The sequence below is a fragment of the Aureimonas fodinaquatilis genome, assembly GCF_008369445.1.
Classification (GTDB): Bacteria; Pseudomonadota; Alphaproteobacteria; order Rhizobiales; family Rhizobiaceae; genus Aureimonas; species Aureimonas fodinaquatilis.
In genome coordinates this window covers 1,223,206-1,241,511 of record NZ_VTWH01000002.1, presented here as the reverse complement: position 1 = coordinate 1,241,511, position 18,306 = coordinate 1,223,206, and the positions used below count along the sequence as shown (strand labels likewise).

The window sequence follows — 18,306 nt, the reverse complement described above, 5'->3', positions numbered from 1 at the left end:
CGTGGCTGAACCAAGGGCTGAAGCCTCGGCCGGTGATCTCAGGGCAACTTGATGCGCTCTAGACCTGCCACCTTCTGTGAAACCACATCCACTGTTCAGGGGTCTCTCGCACCCAGCCTTCCACAACATCATTCATGAGTTGCGTACTGGCGGCGATGTCCACATCCCCATCATCCGTGCGCGGAAGCTCCAACCGAGGCTGAAGATGCAAACGGTAGCGCCCGTTTGGCAGGCGAATGCACCGGACCGGATAGATTTCGGCCTCGAACTGACGGGCCAGCTTGGGCAATAGAGGGTTGGTTTTACAAGCTCTGCCAAAAAATGTGCCCGGCACACCTTTGGCAAATTTCTGGTCCACCAACATGCCGATGGAGCGGCCCTCATCCAGCCGCGCAGCAAGCGTTCTGGCTGCGCCCGCACGCGAGGGGACCAGATGACCACCCTTGACGACCCTGGCACCGGCAACGCGCTCGGCAATGTAACGATTGTTCGGCTGGCGAAACAGCGCAGTGACTTCCAGATCAAACGTGGCCGCGCAGACGGGCAGCAGCTCGAAACACCCGATGTGACCGGTGAAGAAGATAAACGGTCCCTTTCGGTCGCGCAGCTCTTCAAAAAGCTGCACGCCATCAACATCGATCCGCCCTTCGCCGTCCGCTTGCCCGGGCTCATAGTCAAACAACTGATCCAGATAGACATATTCGGCGGCAATGCGCCCCATCTGCCCCCAGTTTGCCCGAGCCGTGCGCCGCACCCATTCCGGGCTTTGCTCGGGATAGGCCAGTTGCAGGTTTTTCAATGCCAGGCGGTGACGCGGGGTCAGTGGACCGAGCGTCCGTGCAAGCCAATCGGCAAATGCCAGCCCGGCATTGGCTGGGAAACACTGCAAAATGGCGATGATGCCAAACAGAAACTGCGCAATCAGCCAATCCCGAAAACGGCGCAGCCGCAGATACAAGCCGGTTATGCGAAGGTTCATGCAGCGCCAGCTTCCCGGTTGACGTGCAGAAGGATCTTGCCGAAAACCTGACGGCTTTCCATGCGCTCGAGCGCCACGCTGATGTTGTCAAAGCCAATTTCGGTATCGATCACCGGACGGACAAGGCCTTCGGCAATTTTTTGCATGGCATTTGCCATATTCTCCATGCGGCAACCAAAGGAGCCGAGCAGTTTCAACTGCTGCTGAAAAAGTTGCATAAGATTGATCTGGGTTGAAACGCCAGATGTTGAACCGCACGTCACCAGCCTGCCGCCGCGTTTCAGGCACAGCATCGAGCCCGCCCATGTATCAGCGCCAACATGTTCAAACACCACATCCACGCCTTTTTTGCGCGTGAGCTTGCGTGTTACGCCTTCAAAGCGGTCGGTGCGATAGTTGATGACGTGATCTGCACCAAGCTCCCTGGCCTTTTCAATTTTGTCATCAGAGCCGACAGTGGTGATAACGGTTGCACCCTGGCGCTTGGCCAACTGAATGGCGGCACTGCCGATCCCCGAGCCCCCCGCATGGATAAGCACCGTTTCGCCCGGTTGCAGCCGGGCATTGTCAAAGAGCATATGTTCAACAGTGCCGAAGGTAACCGGCGCTACCGCTGCCCCAATCGCATCACAGCCATGGGGTGCAGGAACAAGCAGACGCGCAGGCAGGTTGATCCGCTCCTGCGCAAATCCGTCAAGATGGAAACCATGAACTCCACCAACATGCTCGCAAAGATTGTCTCGTTTTTCGCGGCAATGGCGGCACAGTCCGCAAGTGCGTGCGCCATAGATCGATACCAGTTGTCCAGGCACCAGACCGGACGTGCCTTCGCCCAGACGCTCCACCACGCCAGAGGCTTCAGCGCCTATGACCAATGGCATTTTGCGCTTGGCAAATGCCATGCCGCGCCACCCCCACACGTCGATATGGTTCAGGGCGACAACTCGTATGCCAACCGTTACCTCACCTGGGCCGGGAGCCGCAGGCTCCGCCAGCTCGACAGTCTTCAGCTCTTTATCACCAAAGAGTTGCAATGCACGCATGGGACAGACTTTCCTGATGCCGAACCTGCCTGAACGCCGAAGGCTTCAGGAATTTCGGGTGCATGGCCGCAGAACGACCATGCAATTGGGTGACTTAGCCGATTGGCTCTCTGCCAATGACCAGACTGACATTTTGCCCGCCAAAACCAAAGGAGTTGGATATTGCGGCGAAAACGTCGGCAGACCTTGCCGCATTGGCCACTGTATCCAGTGGAATGGCCGGATCTGGCACATCATAGTTGATGGTGGGTGGCAGCAGTCCTTCGCGGAGTGTCAGAACTGAGAACACCGCTTCGATTGCGCCGGCCGCTGTCAGCGTATGGCCGATCATCGACTTGTTGGAGGAAATTGGCGTTTGCGCCAGTTGCTCGCCGAAAACCTGCGAAAGACCAGAATACTCTGTCCGGTCATTTTCCGGCGTGGAGGTACCATGCGCGTTGATGTAGCCGATACGATCCGGCGTCAGCCCGGCATCTGACAGGCCGATATTGATGGCTGCAACAATGGGTGAGGCATCCGGTTTGGAGCGGGTGCGATGAAAATCATCCGCCGACTCTCCGCAACCGAGCAGCACACCCAGAATTTCCGCTCCGCGCGCTTTGGCGCTAGCCAGAGATTCCAGCACAAGAGCGCCAGCACCTTCTGCCATGACAAACCCATCCCGATCTTTGGAGAAGGGGCGGGATGCTTTTTCCGGCTGATCGTTGGCGGTGGAAAGCGCGGACAGGAGTGAGAAACGAACCAGCGCCTCGGCACCAACCGAGCCATCCGTGCCAATGGCCAATGCGCGTTCCGTTTCACCACGTCGGATTGCCTCCACACCCAGTTGAATAGCGGTTGCACCGGAGGCGCAAGCCGTGGAAAGGGTGACGGGCAGGCCTCTGGTGCCCAATTTGTCGGCCAGACGTTCGGAAATGCCGCCGAACAAGGTGAGATTGTAGATGGATTCTGAAGGCCGCCGCGTGGCGATCTGCATCAACCGGTCGTATCCAGCCTCTTCCAGAACGGCATCCGGCAGACTGTCCAGATAAAGCCTTTGCGACCACTCGAGCTCAATCGGCGGGGCAGCCAGGAACAGTGGTGCATTAAAATGCTCCGGGTGCAGACCCGCGCGCTCTATAGCCTCAGTACCGGCGGCTTCAGCCAGCGCATAGGAAAGGTCGATACCACTCCACGGCTCGACATTCATGAAGTCGACAGTGCCGGCAATCGTTGTGCGCAGATTGCCCGTCGGAAAACGGGTGATGCTGTGAATGCCGGAGCGGCCTCCAGTCAGAGCAGACCAGTTTTCAGCAACACCACGGCCCAGCGATGAAACGACGCCAACGCCGGTAATGGCCACAATCGGCCGGCCAAGGAAATCCAGATCGGAAGAGCTCATCGAACCGTCATCCCATAGATTCTAGTGTGCAGATGCCTTCGCCGCGGACATGGCCAACCGTTGTCACCATTGCACGGCGGGGCGCGAAGTCGACTATACGTTCTTCGCCGCCAGCGGCGGGAGCAAGCGCCAGACCGCGTGACAGGGCTGCAGCAGCCAGCGCCACACCTGCGCCGAAATGCGCCTCCATGCCATGGCCCAGCATGTTGCCATAGGCGCGTACCGCTGCGTGCGGCAGCCGCTTGTGCAGAACGGTGCGCTCCGTGTCTGTCAACTGGCTGATTCCGGTGGCACCGGACAGGACCATCAGATCCCGGTCTTCAATGCCGCTCTGGCGGATCATCCGGTCAAGCCGTGCAGCCGTAGCCGCCTCGTCCCGCGGACCTCTGTCGCCCGCGACAAAGCTGATTTTGGCATAGGCTGTAGCATTTCTGGCTGCGGCCGATTCAGCGGATTCCAGTACAAGAAACGCTGCCACGCTGCCAGGGACAAAGCCACCTGGCGCGCTGCGTGAGAAAACTGGCTGCCACTGGTCAGTCTGCAGGTAACCGCCCAACTGGTAATTGACCAGAATATCTTTGCGCTGGGCAGAAAATGCACCGCCGACCAGACAGGCTGTGCCTTGTCCGCCTGCAATGCGAGCTGCTGCGACCTGAAGAGCGGAAATGCCCGCGCTTTCTTCTCCCATGAAGGTGCGGGAAGAATTGGTCACCTTGTGAACAATCGAGATATTGCCAGCCATGAGGTTGGACAATTGCGCCAGAAAAAGAGTGGGCCGCAATTCACTCATCAAAAGCTCGTTGATCAGCGGGCGCGGTTCTTCCACGCTGCGGGCTCGCTGCATGACCAGTGCATCAACCGCTTCATCCCGTTCGCCGCCACCAGCCGCAACGATCATATCCACCGCGTTGCGAAAGCTTTCCGTCCGCTCGGGGTCGCTGTCTGCCAGTGCCAACCCGGCCGCATAAACCCCCAGCCTCTGCCAGGTGTCCATCTGCCGCAGGTCGCCTTTGCGCTCAATCTGCTGGGACCAGTCAATCGCAGGCAGTGGGTGAACAAGGGCAGGGGCAAACCGCTCCGCTTCCAGCACCGGCTGCGCAGGGACTTCGCCGGCAAGCTGGCGCAGATGGTCTTCGACGCCCTCGCCAAGCGAGGACACCAGCCCTATGCCGGTGATGACAACTTCATGCTGAGTGACAGCCATGTGCAGATGACGCTTTTCTGGTTCAGGCCGATTTCGCGGCGCGCAATTCGTCAATTTTGGCGCAGAGGTTTTTCATGACGAAATACTCCTCTGTTTCTGCCTCGCCGTCATTGACCTGCTGTGTCCACTTTTCCAGAGGAATTTTGATGCCGAATTCTTTGTCGATGGCGAAGACCACATCCAGAAAGTCGAGCGAGTCGATGCCCAGATCATCAATCGTGTGACTATCCGGGGTGATTTCTGACCTGTCGATTTCGCTGGTATCGGCAATGATATCCGCAACCCGGTCGAATGTATTGGACAAGGTACCGTCTCCTGATGGCTTGCAACCGGCAATTAAGTCTGGTTGCCAGTGCACTAAAATAACAAGGCAGCTTTCGCTACGACACCGGACATATCCGGCTTATGGTTTTGCTATACGGCCCGAACGCCGTTTTGCAAAGCATCCAGTTCAACAGATTGTTGATACAATTATGGCGTTGAGCCAGCCAATTGCGTTTACTGGCAAACATCCACCCATTGTGCACCGGTTATTTCGGCCATTTTCTCCGGAGAAATTCTGACCGCGCTGTTTCGAGACCCTGCTGCCGGCACAACTTCGGAAAATGCTTTCAGAGAAATGTCGCAATAGACCGCAAGGGGCGTTGCCAGACCAAAAGGGCAAACTCCGCCGACGGGATGGCCGGTTATTGCTTCCACTTCAGTTGAGTCCAGCATTTTTGCCTTGCCGCCGAAAACGTCCCGCAGTTTGCGGTTGTCCAGCCGGGCATCGCCGCCGGTAACAACCAGAAATGCCTGATCCTTGACGCGAATGGACAAAGTTTTGGCAATCTGCCCAGGGCTCACGCCATGGCCCTGCGCAGCTTCTGCCACGGTCGCGGTGCTGACTTCCAGCTCGATGATTTCCACATCGGGCGCAGCATTTGCCAGAAACGACCGGACTGATTCCAAACCCATATTGATCGCCCTTCAATCTTTATGCAGCCGTTCTATGAGGCCCATTGCAGCATGCGGGTTGCGAACTTTGGCGCCGCTGATGAAATACAGGAAAACATCGGTGCCGTCTTTGGCCAGGTTGCGCGCCTGCTTTGCCCAATCATCCAGCTTCTGAGGCGAATACCCCGCTGCCTCGTCTTCCTGTGAGCCCATGATCCGCAGATAACGAAACGGTGCCGTGGGCGTTTCGATTTCCACATATCTGGAATCGACGGCTCGAATGACGGCAACCTTATGCTTGCCCGCAAGCGCGATAAAATCGGGCTGGGAGAAACTCTCGTGGCGCACCTCCAGCGCATGCCGGATTTTCAAACCGTCCACCTCTTTGGGAAACAGATCCAGAAAAGCTGCGAAATCTTCCGGATCAAAGGACTTGGTCGCCTGGAACTGCCAGTTGATGGCACCAAGCTTTTCGCCAAGCGCGGTCACACCGCTGGCGAAGAATTTTTCAATCGAAGCTCCGGCCTCAGCCAATTGCCGCCTGTTGGTGGCAAAGCGGGGTGCTTTCAGCGAAAATACAAAACCGGCTGGCGTTTCCTGATACCAGCGTTCAAAGCTTCCCCGCTTTTGAGAGCCATAATAGGTGCCATTGATCTCTATGGATGTGAGCCGCTGGCTGGCAAATTCCAGCTCGCGCTTTTGCGGTAAACCTTCTTCATAGAAACTGACGCGCCATGGTTCAAAAACCCAGCCGCCGACACCAACATAAATTTTGCCTGGCGTTTTCACCATCTGTTTGCCCTCGGCCTGTTATCCCGGCAAAACGACAATGCGGTTTTGCATCAAACTATTTCGGAGTGAATAATGACCGTTACAATCTACGGCATCAAGAATTGCGATACGATGAAAAAAGCCATGCTCTGGCTGACCGACTACAACGTGACATTTGAATTTCACGATTATCGAAAACAGGGGCTGGAGCGTGAAAAGCTGGCCGAGTGGGTAGACAGGCTGGGCTGGGAGACACTTCTGAACAAGCAGGGCATGACGTTTCGCAAACTGGAACCAGACATGCAAAAAGATCTGACTGTGGAAAAAGCCATGGATCTTATGCTGCAGCAGCCGGCAATGATCCGGCGTCCTGTGCTGGAGCATGAAGGAGAGATAACGGTGGGCTTCAAGCCAGGCGAGTATATGGCAATTTTTGCCTGAGTGCCTGTACTGCAGTGGTTTGCGGTTCGGAATTAACCGCATGGATCAGATCTTCAATGGCTGACATTCTGGAGCGCCGGAGAGCTTCCGGCGCGGAAATAAGGCCTGCCAGATAGTCGGCGAGTATAACTGTTAACGGCATGTGAAAATCCCCCGATTCACCTGTGGAAAACTAGGGTAGAGTCTGTGGAATAATTTGCCATACCTCGAAAGAAGATGGTTGCAATGCGTTGCATTTCCGACTCACGTGAACGGAAATGGAACATCGCTATCTGCGGTCTGCCGGACGGTCTGGCTGAATGGGGGCCACATCGGGCACAACGGTTGCAGTGGAGATTTTTCCGCGCTTCTGTTCGCGCAGGAAAATGAACAGGCCTGACAAAACAATCAGCCCTGCACCCATGAGCAGGCTTGCCTGTGGCTGGTCACCGAAAAACAGCACGCCATAAACCAGAGCCCAGACAATCAAGGTATACTGAAAGGGCACCACCGTTGAAGCTTCGGCAATTTTAAGCGACTGGTTGATGAAGACATGCGCCAGCATGGACACCGCACCCAGCAAGGCAAGGGCGGCAAAGCCTGTCATATCCACCGGCGCCCAGGAGAACGGGGCGACAAAAATTCCGAAGACCAGCGCGGCCACGGTTTGCCACGTGATGAGCGTGGTGCCGCCTGAACCGGATAGCGACCGGGTGGATATGATGAGCAGCGCATAAGCGAAGCTGCCGCCAACCGCCAGCATGGCACCCAGGGAGGCAGTGCCGAGGCTTGGCCCAAGCGCAATCAACACTCCGACAAAGCCCACCATGACGGCAAGCCAGCGCCGCCAACCCACCTGCTCGCGTAGAATCAAGGCTGACAGCGCCGTGACATAAATCGGTCCGGCAAGATAAAAGGTCATGACGTCTGCCAGTGGCAGATGGTAGAGGGCGGCATAGAACAACGCCACTTCAGCAGTGGAGCAGATAACCCGCAGCAGATGCATGCCCGGACGCTGGGGCCGAAACACTGCCGCACGGTTCTTGTATATGAATGGTGCAATCAGCAGCAGCGCAACCACACTGCGAACCAGCAAAATCTGCCCGATGGAATAGCTGGATATCAGATATTTGCCCAGCGCATCATTGGAGGCAAACATGAATGTGCCCAGCAGCATGAAGCCTATGCCGGCAAGAGACCGATTTGAGGGAGAGGGCGATGGGTGCGCAGGCATGGAACACATCCGGACTATAAGATTACCGGATGGGCAATAGCATTTTATACAAAAGCTTGAAGTGAAATTTGTGATACCTGGAAATCTCCGTTGCCCATTGGCAACAGAGTGGGAAATGTGCCTCAGCCGTCCAGATAATGACAAGTTGTTGTCGTAGTTTAGTATGCTACTTAAGATTAAAGGGCAGTTCAGTGGTTCCTCGAAGGACGTGAACTGCTCTATCTCGTTATACTGGCGCTCAAGGAGCCTACGATCTTGTCAATCCGATTCAGCCGTCGCGGCTTTCTCATTGCAGCACCGGTTGTGCTTGCCGGCTGCGTCACCAACCAGCCAAGCACACCAGCCGCTCCTGCAAAACCGGCAATTCCGCCAGCCTATCTTGCCATGTACGCGGCCATTAATGATGAGCCGCACCCGGTTCCGGCTATCGACCTGACCACGGTTGACCCGCAATTCTGGCGCAGGGTTGTGAATTATTATGGTGAGGAAGCACCGGGCACGGTTGTTGTCGATCCGGAACGGCGTTTCGTCTACCACGTCATGGAGAATGGCGAAGCGCTGCGCTATGGCTGCGGCGTTGGACGGGCCGGGTTTGAATTCAAGGGCGGCGCGATCATTCAACGCAAAGCTCAATGGCCCCGCTGGACGCCCACGCCCAACATGATCCGCCTTGATCCGGAACGAAACGGCCCGTTTGCCGGTGGCGTTCCTGGTGGGCCAACAAATCCTCTCGGCGCCCGTGCTCTGTATCTGTATGAGGGCGGCGTGGACACTCTGTATCGGATCCACGGCACGAATGAAGCCTGGAGTATCGGCAAGTCGGTTTCCAGCGGCTGTATTCGAATGTTCAATCAGGATATCATCGACTTGCACCGCCGCGTGCCAACCGGAACGCGTGTTGTTGTATTGCCGGTCGGCTCTGCTGATCGTTCCGGGAACCAGACCGCTGCACCGCAGGTTTAAAAACCTGCGGTATCGCATAGGGAGACAGTGCCATGGCAGACATCCAGTATCACATCGTCCAGCATGATGGCGGGTGGGCCTATCAGGTCGATGGGGTGTTTTCCGAAACCTTTCGCACGCATGATGACGCTTTGGCGGCCGCACGGGATGCTGCGGCCAGGCAGGAGCTGAGCGGTGAGACTGAGGGCATTGTTTTCCAGACTGCCGACGGGAAATGGCACAGAGAAGTTTCACGCGGGGATGACCGGCCACATGCTGACATTTCAGACCCGGACAATGAAGACTGACAGCATGCCGGAATGGACAGAATGAAAGCGACTTGCCGGGCGTTTCTGATTGGCCTGAGCCTGATAGCGTTCGGCAGTTTGCAGAATGCAGCGATGGCTCAGACCGTTGCCACGCCAAACTTTATCGACCAGCAGCAGCGCGTGGCGTCACCTGCGGCTTTCCCGGTGCAGCGCATACGCTTTTTGACCAGCGTGGAGTTTCCACCCTTCAGCTTTCTGGATTCGCGCGGGCAACTGGCTGGTTTCAACGTTGAGCTGGCACGTGCCATTTGTGAAGAATTGCAGCTGATTGATATCTGCCAGATTGAGGCATTGCCCTTTGCCGATCTGGAAGATCGTTTGCAGGCTGGCGAAGGTGAGGCCATCATAGCCGGGCTTGCCATCAATTCTGCCAATCGTGACAAATACGTTTTCACCCGTTCCTATTTTCGCTTTCCCGCGCGATTTGTGACAGTCAGAGGCAAATCGCTGAACGATGCACTGGACAACGGACTGCCGGCGCAAAAAATTGCCGTTGTGGGTGCAACGGCGCATGAAGCCATGTTGAAAACGTTTTTTCCGGCTTCTGAAGCGGTTCCGTTTGCCTCTCGCGATGAAGCTTTTCAGGCACTAAGGGACGGCCAGGCAGAGGCTTTGTTCGGTGATGGCGTGAGCCTTGCTTTCTGGTTGGCCAGTGATGATGCGCAAGACTGCTGTGTCTTTGCCGGGGGACCATATTTTTCGGCGCATTTTCTGGGGGAGGGGCTGGCAATTGCGCTCAAACCGGAAAACAAGCTGCTGGCTGAGCGGTTTGACGAGGCGCTGACGCGTCTTGTTGCAAGCCGCAGTTTTTCAGAGCTTTTGCTGAAGTATTTTCCAAATAGCGCCTTTTAAATGGGTCTGTTTTGTTGACGCACTGAGCGAAGAATTTTAGACGAACATTTCCCGTTGAAGCGGTTCAGGTGATCAGAAGGTCAACAGGAGCGCTTCAGTCGAGCATTTCCGGCGTGCCCGGATTAATCCAGTTGAAACAAGCGAGCATGAAAATGGCTGAAAACCGGCAAGAGCTTAGTGCCGAGTTTCTTGATGAAGCTCTGAAATCAAACGCATGGCCGTTTGAGGAAGCACGAAAACTATTGCCACGCATCGAAGCCGACCCTTCACGCGAGATTCTGTTTGAAACCGGGTATGGGCCATCGGGTCTGCCGCATATTGGCACCTTTGGCGAAGTTGCCCGTACATCCATGGTTCGGCATGCTTTTCGCACGCTGACACAGGACAAGGTGAAGACCCGGCTGATCTGCTTTTCCGATGATATGGATGGCCTGCGGAAAGTGCCGGAAAACGTGCCGAACCGCGAGATGCTGGAAGCCTATATTGGCAAGCCCCTCAGCCGGGTGCCGGACCCGTTCAGCAATGAATATCCATCATTCGGCGCTGCCAATAATGCGCGCCTGCGCGCATTTCTGGACAAGTTTGGTTTCGACTACGAGTTTGTATCAGCAACCGATTATTACACATCCGGCCGATTGGACGCGATGCTGCTGAAAATGTTGACGGTTTACGACGATGTGATGGACATCATCCTTCCAACGCTTGGACCGGACCGCCGCGCAACCTATTCGCCATTTTTGCCGGTTTGTCCGCGGACGGGCGTGGTGCTGCAGGTGCCTATGGTGGACCGCGATCCTGCGCGTGGCATGATTGCCTATCTGGACCCGGAAACTGGCGAGCGGGTGGAAACCAGTGTGACCGGCGGCGCGGTCAAGTGTCAGTGGAAGGCAGACTGGGCTTTGCGCTGGGCTGCGCTGAAGGTTGATTACGAGATGGCCGGCAAGGACCTGATTGACAGTGTGATGCTGTCTTCCAAAATCTGCCGGGCGCTTGGCGAAAAGCCGCCTGAAGGCTTCAACTATGAGCTGTTTCTCGATGAAAAAGGCGGGAAGATCTCAAAGTCGAAGGGCAATGGCCTGACTATTGATGAATGGCTGACTTACGCCTCGCCGGAAAGCCTGTCGCTGTACATGTACAGCAAGCCGAAGGCAGCCAAGCGGTTGTATTTTGACGTTATTCCAAAGGCAGTCGATGACTATTATGCCTTTCTGGATGCCTACAAGCGGCAGGATGCGCGCCAGCAGTTGCAAAACCCGGTCTGGCATATTCATGATGGTGATGTGCCGCAGGCGGGCGTTGCAGTTCCGTTTGCCATGCTGCTCAATCTGGTTTCTGCATCCAATGCAGGCGACAAGAGCACTTTGTGGGGCTTTATTTCCCGCTATGCGCCGGATGTTACGCAGGAAACTGCGCCCGACCTGGACCGGTTGGTGGGTTATGCCCTTGCTTATTTTGAAGATTTTGTCCGCCCGAACAAGGTTTTCCGTGCGCCCGATGATCTGGAGCGGAACGCGCTGGAGCAGTTGGACGCGCGTCTTGGCGCATTGCCGGCCAATGCCGATGCCGGCATGATCCAGGATGCTGTTCTGGATATTGCCCGGCCAATTCCACGCTATCAGGACGCAAAGAAGACCGGCCCTGACGGAGGGCCCGGTGTTTCCGTTGAGTGGTTCCAGGCATTGTATCAAATTCTGATCGGGCAGGAGAAAGGCCCGCGGTTTGGCTCTTTTGTCGCACTCTATGGAGTTGCAGAAACCCGGGCATTGATACGCGCAGCGCTGGACGGAAGCCTCAAGTAAACTATAACCACTGATGTGTTGTGTTGTGAACAGGAGTTGATACGTGGTTAAAAGTCTCCGGTTTGCAACCAATACCAGCGAAGAGACGCGCCGCCGGGCCAGTGAGCCGGGCAGGGGGCGCGCCGCCCGCGGGCCATTGAGCATACCGTTTGCCGGCTGGCGCGACATTGCTTCCAGGCTGTGGGTTTCATTCTTCGAAGACCGGGTCATGCTGATAGCAGCGGGCGCGACGTTCTATCTTTTGCTGGCGCTGTTTCCTGCGCTGGCGGTGTTTGTCTCCATTTATGGAATTATTGCCGATCCGGCGACAATTGCCGGTCACATTGAATTTCTCGGCCGCTTTTTGCCGCCCGCCGGGCTGGAGCTGGTGAATTCGCAGTTGGAATATCTGGTTTCGCAAAACAGCTCTTCCCTTTCAATCGGCTTTATAACGGGCCTTCTCTTTGCGCTGTGGAGCGCCAATAACGGCATAAAGACCCTGTTTGAGGCCATGAATGTTGCTTATGGCGAGCAGGAGCAGCGAAGCTTTGTAAAGCTGAATCTGGTGGCAGTGTGCTTTACGCTGGGCGGTATGGTGATTGCCACGGTGGTGTTTGTGGCGCTGGGCGTTGTGCCCGCTGTAATGGCCGTACTTGGCGCATCCAGCCTGACCGATGACCTGGTGTCCATCAGCCGCTGGCCGGTGGTTTTTGCGCTGGTCATTCTGGCGATCAGCGCGATTTACCGTTATGGACCAAGCCGCACCCGGGCAAAATGGAAATGGATTTTGTTCGGTGCGTTTTTGACCACCGTCACGTGGCTGGCTGCCACAATCGGCTTTTCCTGGTACTTGCAGAATATTGCCAATTACAACGCCATGTATGGCTCGCTGGGCGCTGTCATTGGCTTTATGATGTGGATGTGGATTTCTTCCGTAATCTTCGTGTTCGGTGCGGAAATCAACGCCGAGATGGAGCATCAGACCGCAATGGACACCACCAGCCACGGGCAGAAGCCTTTGGGTGAGCGGGGGGCCCGGGTTGCCGATTCACTTGGTATGCGCGTGGGCGGTGACAGAGAGGTAAAGCCTGAAAAGCCGGGCCTTTTTGCCCGGCTTCGCAAGAAACCTTCAACTCCGTGAATGGACGCAGTGCTTGTCGTTGAAGCGCAAGCGCTTCAACGGGGACTGCTCCATCAGGCGGCCGCGGCAAATCGCTGGTAGAATGTTTCATCGCTGGCTGCCATCTGCCGCAACAGGGCTGTTGGCTTGAATTGCGGCCCGTATCTGGCGGCCAGCTTTTCGCAAAGCGCTACAAACTCAGCCGTGCCCATTGTGTCGATGTAGGAAATGGTTCCGCCAGTATACGGCGCAAAACCAAAACCAAGAATTGACCCGACATCGGCCTCGCGCGGATCGGTTACGACACCTTCTTCCATAGTGCGTGCGGCCTCCAGTGCCATGGTGACAAGAAAGCGCTGCTGCAATTCCTTGAAATCAACCTTGTCCGGGTCCTGCTGCGGGAAAAGGTCCTTCAACCCGGCCCACAAATGCTTGCGCGCCGGCTTTTCAGGGTAATCATAAAATCCCTTGCCGCCCTTGCGCCCGGTTCTGCCGGCTGACACCAGATCGCTGACCAACTGGAAATGGCGGCTGTCGACAGATTTTTCACCCAGATCCGCCATGGTGGCCTGCATGATCTTTTTCGAAAGATCTATCGCCACTTCGTCATTGAGAGCCAACGGGCCAACCGGCATGCCTGCCGCCTTGGCAGCATTTTCAATCATGGCCGGAGGAACACCCTCGACCAGCATATTATAGGCTTCAGACATATAGCGCAGCACGCAGCGATTGGCGTAGAAGCCGCGCGTGTCGTTGACCACAATCGGTGTTTTGCGAATGGCGCGGACGAAATCCAGTGCAACGGCCAATGCAAGGTTCCCGGTGTCTTCTCCCAGAATGACCTCTGTCAGCATCATCCTGTCGACGGGCGAGAAAAAGTGAATCCCGATGAAGCGCTGAGGATCAGGGAAGTGTTTTGCAAGACTGGTGATCGGTATGGTTGAGGTGTTGGAGGCAAAGATTGCGTCCGCCTTCATCACCGCAGCGGCCTGTTCGATGACAGCAGCCTTGACGTCTTTGTTTTCAAACACAGCCTCGACAACCAGATCCGTGGTGGCAAGACTGGCATAGTCTGTTTCGGCTGAAATGGCGGCAGCAAGAGCCGCGACATCCTCTGCCTTTGCACGGCCCTTGGCTGCCAATGCCTCGACAATGCCTACGGCCTGTGCCTTGCCTTTTTCTGCCGCAGCCAGGTCGCGGTCCAGCAATGTGACCTTCAAGCCCGCCTTGGCCGCAACATAGGCAATTCCTGCGCCCATAAAGCCTGCGCCAACGACGGCGACATGGCGAATTTTCTGCGGCGCAATGTCTGCCGGCCTGCGGGCGCCTTTGCCCAGTTCCTGCATGGAAACGAACAGAGATCGCACCATGGCAGGCGCTTCCGGCGTCTGCAGCACTTCAGTGAAATAACGCTGTTCAACCCGAAGGGCGGCATCAATGGGCAGAAGCAACCCTTCATAGACGCATTTCACAATGGCGCGCGCACCGGGGTAATTGTCGTAGGTTTCCTTACGATACAATGAGGCCACGGCTGGCCAGACCTGTGCACCTGCCGGGGAATAAACCGGGCCGGATGGAAGGCGAAAACCCTTTTCATCCCAAGCTTTCACCGGTGAAAGACCGGCTTTCAACAGCGCTTTGGCGCGTGTGATCAATTCCTCAGGCGCGACAACATCATCCACCAGTTTCAGCTTTTGCGCTTTGGCAGCGGAAAGGGTTTCCCCCTTGAGCAGAATTTGCAATGCGTTTTGCGTGTCCACCATGCGCGACAGGCGCTGTGTTCCGCCGGCTCCGGGGAATATGCCAACCTTGACCTCAGGCAGGCCCATTTTTGCATCTGGCGTTGCAACGCGGCCGTGGCAAGCCAGTGCCAGTTCAAAACCGCCGCCCATGCAAGTGCCATTAATGGCCGCCACAAATGGCTTGCCGCACGTTTCCACGCGCCGCCAGAGAGCGCCCATGCGCCCCGCATTGTCAAACAGGCTCTGCACAGCCTGCTGGTGGTTCTGCTGTTTCAATGCCGCAAATTCTGCAAACATGCCGCTGAGCATTTTAAGGTCGGCGCCGCCGGTAAAGCTGCCCGCTTTGCCAGAAGCAAACACCACAGCTTTGATGGCCTCATCCGCCACTATGGCATCCAGCGCCTGCGAAATTTCGTCCATCACCTCTTGGGTGAAAACATTCATTGAACGGTCCGGCATATCCCAGGTCAGGGTGGCAATACCGTCTGCATCCGTTTCCATATGAAAATTGGTAAACGTCATGACCAGTCTCCCTTATACCCGCTCAATCAGAGTTGCCGTGCCCATGCCAGCACCAATGCACAGGCTGACAAGCGCTGTTTCCTTGTTGCTGCGCTCCAGCTCGTCCAGCGCGGTGCCGAGGATGATTGCCCCGGTTGCACCCAGCGGATGGCCCATGGCTATTGCTCCGCCATTGACGTTCATAAGGGCCGGGTTAATGTCGAATGCCTGAAGGTAGCGCAGCACAACGGCGGCAAACGCCTCGTTCAGTTCAAACAGATCGATATCGCTGATTTGCATATTGTTGCGGGCCAGCAGTTTCTTTGTGACATCCACCGGACCGGTGAGCATCAGAGCAGGGTCGGAGCCGATATTGGCAAATGCCCGAATGCGGGCTCTGGGCTTCAGGCCCAGCTTTTCGCCCGCTTCACGAGAGCCGAGCAGCACTGCTGCCGCCCCGTCGACAATGCCGGATGAGTTGCCCGCATGGTGGACATGGTCCACAGCTTCCAGCTCCGGATGCGCCTGAATGGCCACTGCGTCATAGCCGCCCATTTCACCCGGCGCTGTGAACGACGCTTTCAGGCTGGCCAGAGACTGCATGTCTGTTTCCGGCCGCATATGCTCGTCCCGGTCCAGAATGGTCAGGCCATTCTGGTCTGTCACAGGAACAACGGAGCGGGCAAATCGCCCTTCGCTCCACGCCTGGGCAGCACGCTTCTGGCTTTCCACTGCCAGCGCGTCAACATCGGTGCGGGAGAAGCCGTATTTCGTCGCTATCAGATCTGCTGAAACGCCCTGTGGCATGAAATAGGATGGAATGCCGACGGATGGGTCCATGAACCATGCGCCGCCCGCACTGCCCATTCCCACCCGGGACATGCTTTCCACGCCACCGGCAATAACCAGCTCATCGCCACCATAGCCGATTTTGGCCGCCGCAAGGTTGACCGCGTCCAGACCCGATGCACAGAAGCGCGAGATCTGGATGCCGGGTGCGGCAAAGTCGAACCCTGCTTCAAAGGCGGAAGCTTTTGGAATAACCGCTCCCGCTTCACCAACCGGGTCGACACAGCCAAAAATGATGTCGTCTACTTTGGCGCTGTCAAAGCCGTTTCGCTCTTGCAGCGCCTGCAAAACCTTGGCACCCAGCCGCACGGCGGGCACCTCGTGCAAGGCACCATCCTTTTTGCCGCGTCCGCGTGGTGTGCGAACGTGATCATAGACATACACTTCAGCCATGTGGTCCTCCGTTCAGAATGCGTCAGCTTCCAGCGCCATCATGCTATCTGCGCCGGAAACAATTCGAGCCAGATGCGCAGCCGTCTCCGGCATCAACCGGTCCATGAAAAAGCGCGCAGTGACAAGCTTGTTGTTGAGGAAACTGGTGTCGTTACCGCCCTGTGCCAACCCTTCGGCCCCAGCTTTTGCCATGCGTGCAGACATGTAACCCAGCGCCACAAGCCCCAGAAGGTGCATGTAGTCGGTGGAGGCCGCTCCGGCATTGTCTGGCCTGGTCACAGCATTTTGCATAAGCCAGAGCGTGGCCTGCTGCAAATCGCCCAGGCCCTTCTTCAAACCCTTTGTGTAAACAGACAGGGCAGGGTCTGCGCGGTTTTCTTCGCAGAACTTTCCAACCTCGGCAAAGAAAGCGCTGATGGCTCTTCCGCCATCCAGTGCAAGCTTGCGACCAACAAGGTCCAGCGCCTGAACACCGTTTGCGCCTTCATAAATCTGGGCGATGCGGGCATCACGGACAAACTGTTCCATGCCCCATTCGGCAATGTAGCCGTGTCCTCCCAGCACCTGCTGGGCCATGACGGCGCTTTCCAGACCCTTGTCGGTCAGCACACCCTTGATCACCGGGGTCATCAGCCCCAGCCAGTCATTGGCAGCCTGCTTCACCTTTTCATCCGGGCTATGGTGCGCAATGTCGGCCTGTGAGGCGGTGTAGAGAATCAACGCGCGGCCGGCCTCGTTAAAAGCACGCGCTGTCATCAGCATGCGGCGAACGTCGGGATGGACAATCAGAGGATCCGCCGGCTTGTCCGGCGCGGCCGCGCCGGACAAAGCGCGGCCCTGCAGCCGCTCTCGCGCATAGTTGGCACCGTTCTGATAGGCAATTTCGCCAATAGCCAGTCCTTGCACTCCAACACCCAGCCGCGCCTCATTCATCATTGTGAACATGGCTTTCAGGCCCTTATGCGCTTCACCCAGAAGCCACCCCGTGGCTCCGTCATAATTCATCACGCAGGTGGCATTGGCATGAATGCCCATTTTTTCTTCAATGGCGCCGCATGACAGGTTGTTGCGAACGGTGGCCGCGCCCGTTTCGTCGGGCAGAAACTTTGGCGCAATGAACAGCGAAATGCCTTTGACACCGGATGGAGCGCCCTCAATACGGGCCAGAACCAGATGCACAATGTTTTCTGAAAGGTCGTGCTCGCCGGCCGAAATGAAAATCTTCTGGCCAGAAATCTTATAGCTGCCATCTGCCTGTGGCACGGCCTTGGTTCGCAGCAGTCCCAGATCTGTTCCGCATTGCGGCTCCGTCAGGTTCATCGTGCCTGTCCACCGACCATCAATCATGTGCGGCAGGTAAAGTGCCTTCTGTTCCGGCTGGCCGTGCGCCTCTATGGCCGCGATGGCACCACTTGTCAGGCCGGGATACATGGCAAATGCCATATTGGCCGATGACAAATATTCGTTCACCGCGGCAGCCAGTGTGTGCGGCAGGCCTTGCCCGCCAAACTCCGGATTGGCGGATAGACCACCCCAGCCCGCCTCACGAAACAGGTTGTAGGCTTCTTTAAAACCTGTTGGTGTCGTTACAGCACCATCTTCATGACGTGTGCAGCCCTGTCTGTCGCCTGACTGGTTGAGCGGATGGAACACTTCTGCGGCAAAGCGGCCTGCCTCTTCCAGAATCGCGGCTGTCAGATCGGGGGTAGCCTCTTCAAAACCCGGCAAAGGCTGGTTTCTGCCGAGGCCGACAATCTCGCGGAGAACAAAAAGCGTATCGGTGACCGGGGCTGCATAGGATGTCATAACCATCTCCTGAGCAAAAACTTTGA

Annotated in this window: 17 protein-coding genes; 6 read left to right on the top strand and 11 right to left on the bottom strand. The window is 56.6% G+C overall.

Features of this window, described 5'->3' with window-relative positions; genetic code table 11:
- Nucleotides 1–58 precede the first annotated feature (58 nt).
- From FPY71_RS12145 to FPY71_RS12115, 7 genes are all read right to left on the bottom strand, one after another.
- Nucleotides 59–979 (bottom strand): lipid A biosynthesis lauroyl acyltransferase, encoded by a 921-nt coding sequence (locus tag FPY71_RS12145; RefSeq protein WP_149300487.1) that lies wholly within the window; start codon nt 977–979, stop codon nt 59–61.
- A complete protein-coding gene (locus tag FPY71_RS12140) occupies nt 976–2,022 on the bottom strand; it encodes a zinc-binding dehydrogenase (RefSeq protein WP_149300486.1) in 1,047 nt (348 codons plus the stop codon). The genes FPY71_RS12145 and FPY71_RS12140 overlap by 4 nt, the downstream gene beginning before the upstream one ends.
- 94 nt (nt 2,023–2,116) lie before the next feature.
- Entirely contained in the window at nt 2,117–3,403 is a 1,287-nt protein-coding gene (locus FPY71_RS12135) for a beta-ketoacyl-ACP synthase (protein ID WP_149300485.1), read from the bottom strand.
- 7 nt (nt 3,404–3,410) lie between these two features.
- The gene (locus tag FPY71_RS12130) at nt 3,411–4,607 is read right to left on the bottom strand and encodes a beta-ketoacyl-ACP synthase (protein ID WP_149300484.1); all 1,197 of its coding nucleotides are present in this window, start codon (nt 4,605–4,607) and stop codon (nt 3,411–3,413) included.
- A gap of 22 nt (nt 4,608–4,629) precedes the next feature.
- Nucleotides 4,630–4,911 carry an acyl carrier protein gene (locus FPY71_RS12125; RefSeq protein WP_149300483.1) on the bottom strand — a complete coding sequence of 94 codons (282 nt, stop codon included), beginning with the start codon at nt 4,909–4,911 and terminating at the stop codon, nt 4,630–4,632.
- Nucleotides 4,912–5,105: 194 nt separating this feature from the next.
- Entirely contained in the window at nt 5,106–5,564 is a 459-nt protein-coding gene (locus tag FPY71_RS12120; protein ID WP_149300482.1) for a YbaK/EbsC family protein, read from the bottom strand.
- Nucleotides 5,565–5,576: 12 nt separating this feature from the next.
- On the bottom strand, nt 5,577–6,335 hold the full coding sequence (locus FPY71_RS12115; RefSeq protein WP_149300481.1) for a DUF72 domain-containing protein: 759 nt from the start codon (nt 6,333–6,335) through the stop codon (nt 5,577–5,579).
- Between the two features lie 72 nt (nt 6,336–6,407).
- On the opposite strand from FPY71_RS12115, the gene FPY71_RS12110 reads away from it, so the two are divergent.
- Nucleotides 6,408–6,755: an ArsC family reductase gene (locus FPY71_RS12110; RefSeq protein WP_149300480.1), complete on the top strand. Its 348-nt coding sequence runs from the start codon at nt 6,408–6,410 to the stop codon at nt 6,753–6,755.
- Between the two features lie 268 nt (nt 6,756–7,023).
- Here FPY71_RS12110 and FPY71_RS12105 read toward each other — a convergent pair whose 3' ends face one another.
- Nucleotides 7,024–7,968 carry a DMT family transporter gene (locus tag FPY71_RS12105; protein ID WP_188052320.1) on the bottom strand — a complete coding sequence of 315 codons (945 nt, stop codon included), beginning with the start codon at nt 7,966–7,968 and terminating at the stop codon, nt 7,024–7,026.
- A gap of 255 nt (nt 7,969–8,223) precedes the next feature.
- On the opposite strand from FPY71_RS12105, the gene FPY71_RS12100 reads away from it, so the two are divergent.
- The 5 genes from FPY71_RS12100 (at nt 8,224) to FPY71_RS12080 (ending at nt 13,010) form a co-directional block, all read left to right on the top strand.
- Nucleotides 8,224–8,931: a L,D-transpeptidase gene (locus FPY71_RS12100; RefSeq protein ID WP_342791277.1), complete on the top strand. Its 708-nt coding sequence runs from the start codon at nt 8,224–8,226 to the stop codon at nt 8,929–8,931.
- Between the two features lie 32 nt (nt 8,932–8,963).
- Nucleotides 8,964–9,218: a DUF2188 domain-containing protein gene (locus tag FPY71_RS12095; RefSeq protein WP_149300478.1), complete on the top strand. Its 255-nt coding sequence runs from the start codon at nt 8,964–8,966 to the stop codon at nt 9,216–9,218.
- 21 nt (nt 9,219–9,239) lie between these two features.
- Complete coding sequence (locus tag FPY71_RS12090) at nt 9,240–10,091, top strand: transporter substrate-binding domain-containing protein (protein ID WP_149300477.1); 852 nt, start codon at nt 9,240–9,242, stop codon at nt 10,089–10,091.
- 146 nt (nt 10,092–10,237) lie between these two features.
- A complete protein-coding gene (locus FPY71_RS12085) occupies nt 10,238–11,890 on the top strand; it encodes a lysine--tRNA ligase (protein ID WP_149300476.1) in 1,653 nt (550 codons plus the stop codon).
- A gap of 43 nt (nt 11,891–11,933) precedes the next feature.
- Entirely contained in the window at nt 11,934–13,010 is a 1,077-nt protein-coding gene (locus tag FPY71_RS12080) for a YihY/virulence factor BrkB family protein (RefSeq protein WP_149300475.1), read from the top strand.
- Between the two features lie 53 nt (nt 13,011–13,063).
- Here the strand turns inward: FPY71_RS12080 and FPY71_RS12075 are convergent, their stop codons facing one another.
- The 3 genes from FPY71_RS12075 to FPY71_RS12065 are packed head-to-tail and all read right to left on the bottom strand — an operon-like array spanning nt 13,064 to nt 18,280.
- The gene (locus FPY71_RS12075; protein WP_149300474.1) at nt 13,064–15,253 is read right to left on the bottom strand and encodes an FAD-dependent oxidoreductase; all 2,190 of its coding nucleotides are present in this window, start codon (nt 15,251–15,253) and stop codon (nt 13,064–13,066) included.
- A gap of 12 nt (nt 15,254–15,265) precedes the next feature.
- On the bottom strand, nt 15,266–16,474 hold the full coding sequence (locus tag FPY71_RS12070; RefSeq protein ID WP_149300473.1) for an acetyl-CoA C-acetyltransferase: 1,209 nt from the start codon (nt 16,472–16,474) through the stop codon (nt 15,266–15,268).
- Nucleotides 16,475–16,486: 12 nt separating this feature from the next.
- The gene (locus tag FPY71_RS12065; RefSeq protein WP_149300472.1) at nt 16,487–18,280 is read right to left on the bottom strand and encodes an acyl-CoA dehydrogenase C-terminal domain-containing protein; all 1,794 of its coding nucleotides are present in this window, start codon (nt 18,278–18,280) and stop codon (nt 16,487–16,489) included.
- Nucleotides 18,281–18,306: the final 26 nt, after the last annotated feature.

Excerpts from the sequence above, each read along its gene's own strand:
- FPY71_RS12120 (WP_149300482.1), bottom strand. The coding sequence starts at position 5,564 with ATGGGTTTGGAATCAGTCCGGTCGTTTCTGGCAAATGCTGCGCCCGAT.
- FPY71_RS12135 (WP_149300485.1), bottom strand. The coding sequence starts at position 3,403 with ATGAGCTCTTCCGATCTGGATTTCCTTGGCCGGCCGATTGTGGCCATT.
- FPY71_RS12070 (WP_149300473.1), bottom strand. The coding sequence starts at position 16,474 with ATGGCTGAAGTGTATGTCTATGATCACGTTCGCACACCACGCGGACGC.
- FPY71_RS12110 (WP_149300480.1), top strand. The coding sequence starts at position 6,408 with ATGACCGTTACAATCTACGGCATCAAGAATTGCGATACGATGAAAAAA.
- FPY71_RS12090 (WP_149300477.1), top strand. The coding sequence starts at position 9,240 with ATGAAAGCGACTTGCCGGGCGTTTCTGATTGGCCTGAGCCTGATAGCG.
- FPY71_RS12085 (WP_149300476.1), top strand. The coding sequence starts at position 10,238 with ATGAAAATGGCTGAAAACCGGCAAGAGCTTAGTGCCGAGTTTCTTGAT.
- FPY71_RS12105 (WP_188052320.1), bottom strand. The coding sequence starts at position 7,968 with ATGCCTGCGCACCCATCGCCCTCTCCCTCAAATCGGTCTCTTGCCGGC.
- FPY71_RS12145 (WP_149300487.1), bottom strand. The coding sequence starts at position 979 with ATGAACCTTCGCATAACCGGCTTGTATCTGCGGCTGCGCCGTTTTCGG.
- FPY71_RS12130 (WP_149300484.1), bottom strand. The coding sequence starts at position 4,607 with ATGGCTGTCACTCAGCATGAAGTTGTCATCACCGGCATAGGGCTGGTG.
- FPY71_RS12075 (WP_149300474.1), bottom strand. The coding sequence starts at position 15,253 with ATGACGTTTACCAATTTTCATATGGAAACGGATGCAGACGGTATTGCC.
- FPY71_RS12115 (WP_149300481.1), bottom strand. The coding sequence starts at position 6,335 with ATGGTGAAAACGCCAGGCAAAATTTATGTTGGTGTCGGCGGCTGGGTT.
- FPY71_RS12095 (WP_149300478.1), top strand. The coding sequence starts at position 8,964 with ATGGCAGACATCCAGTATCACATCGTCCAGCATGATGGCGGGTGGGCC.
- FPY71_RS12065 (WP_149300472.1), bottom strand. The coding sequence starts at position 18,280 with ATGACATCCTATGCAGCCCCGGTCACCGATACGCTTTTTGTTCTCCGC.
- FPY71_RS12140 (WP_149300486.1), bottom strand. The coding sequence starts at position 2,022 with ATGCGTGCATTGCAACTCTTTGGTGATAAAGAGCTGAAGACTGTCGAG.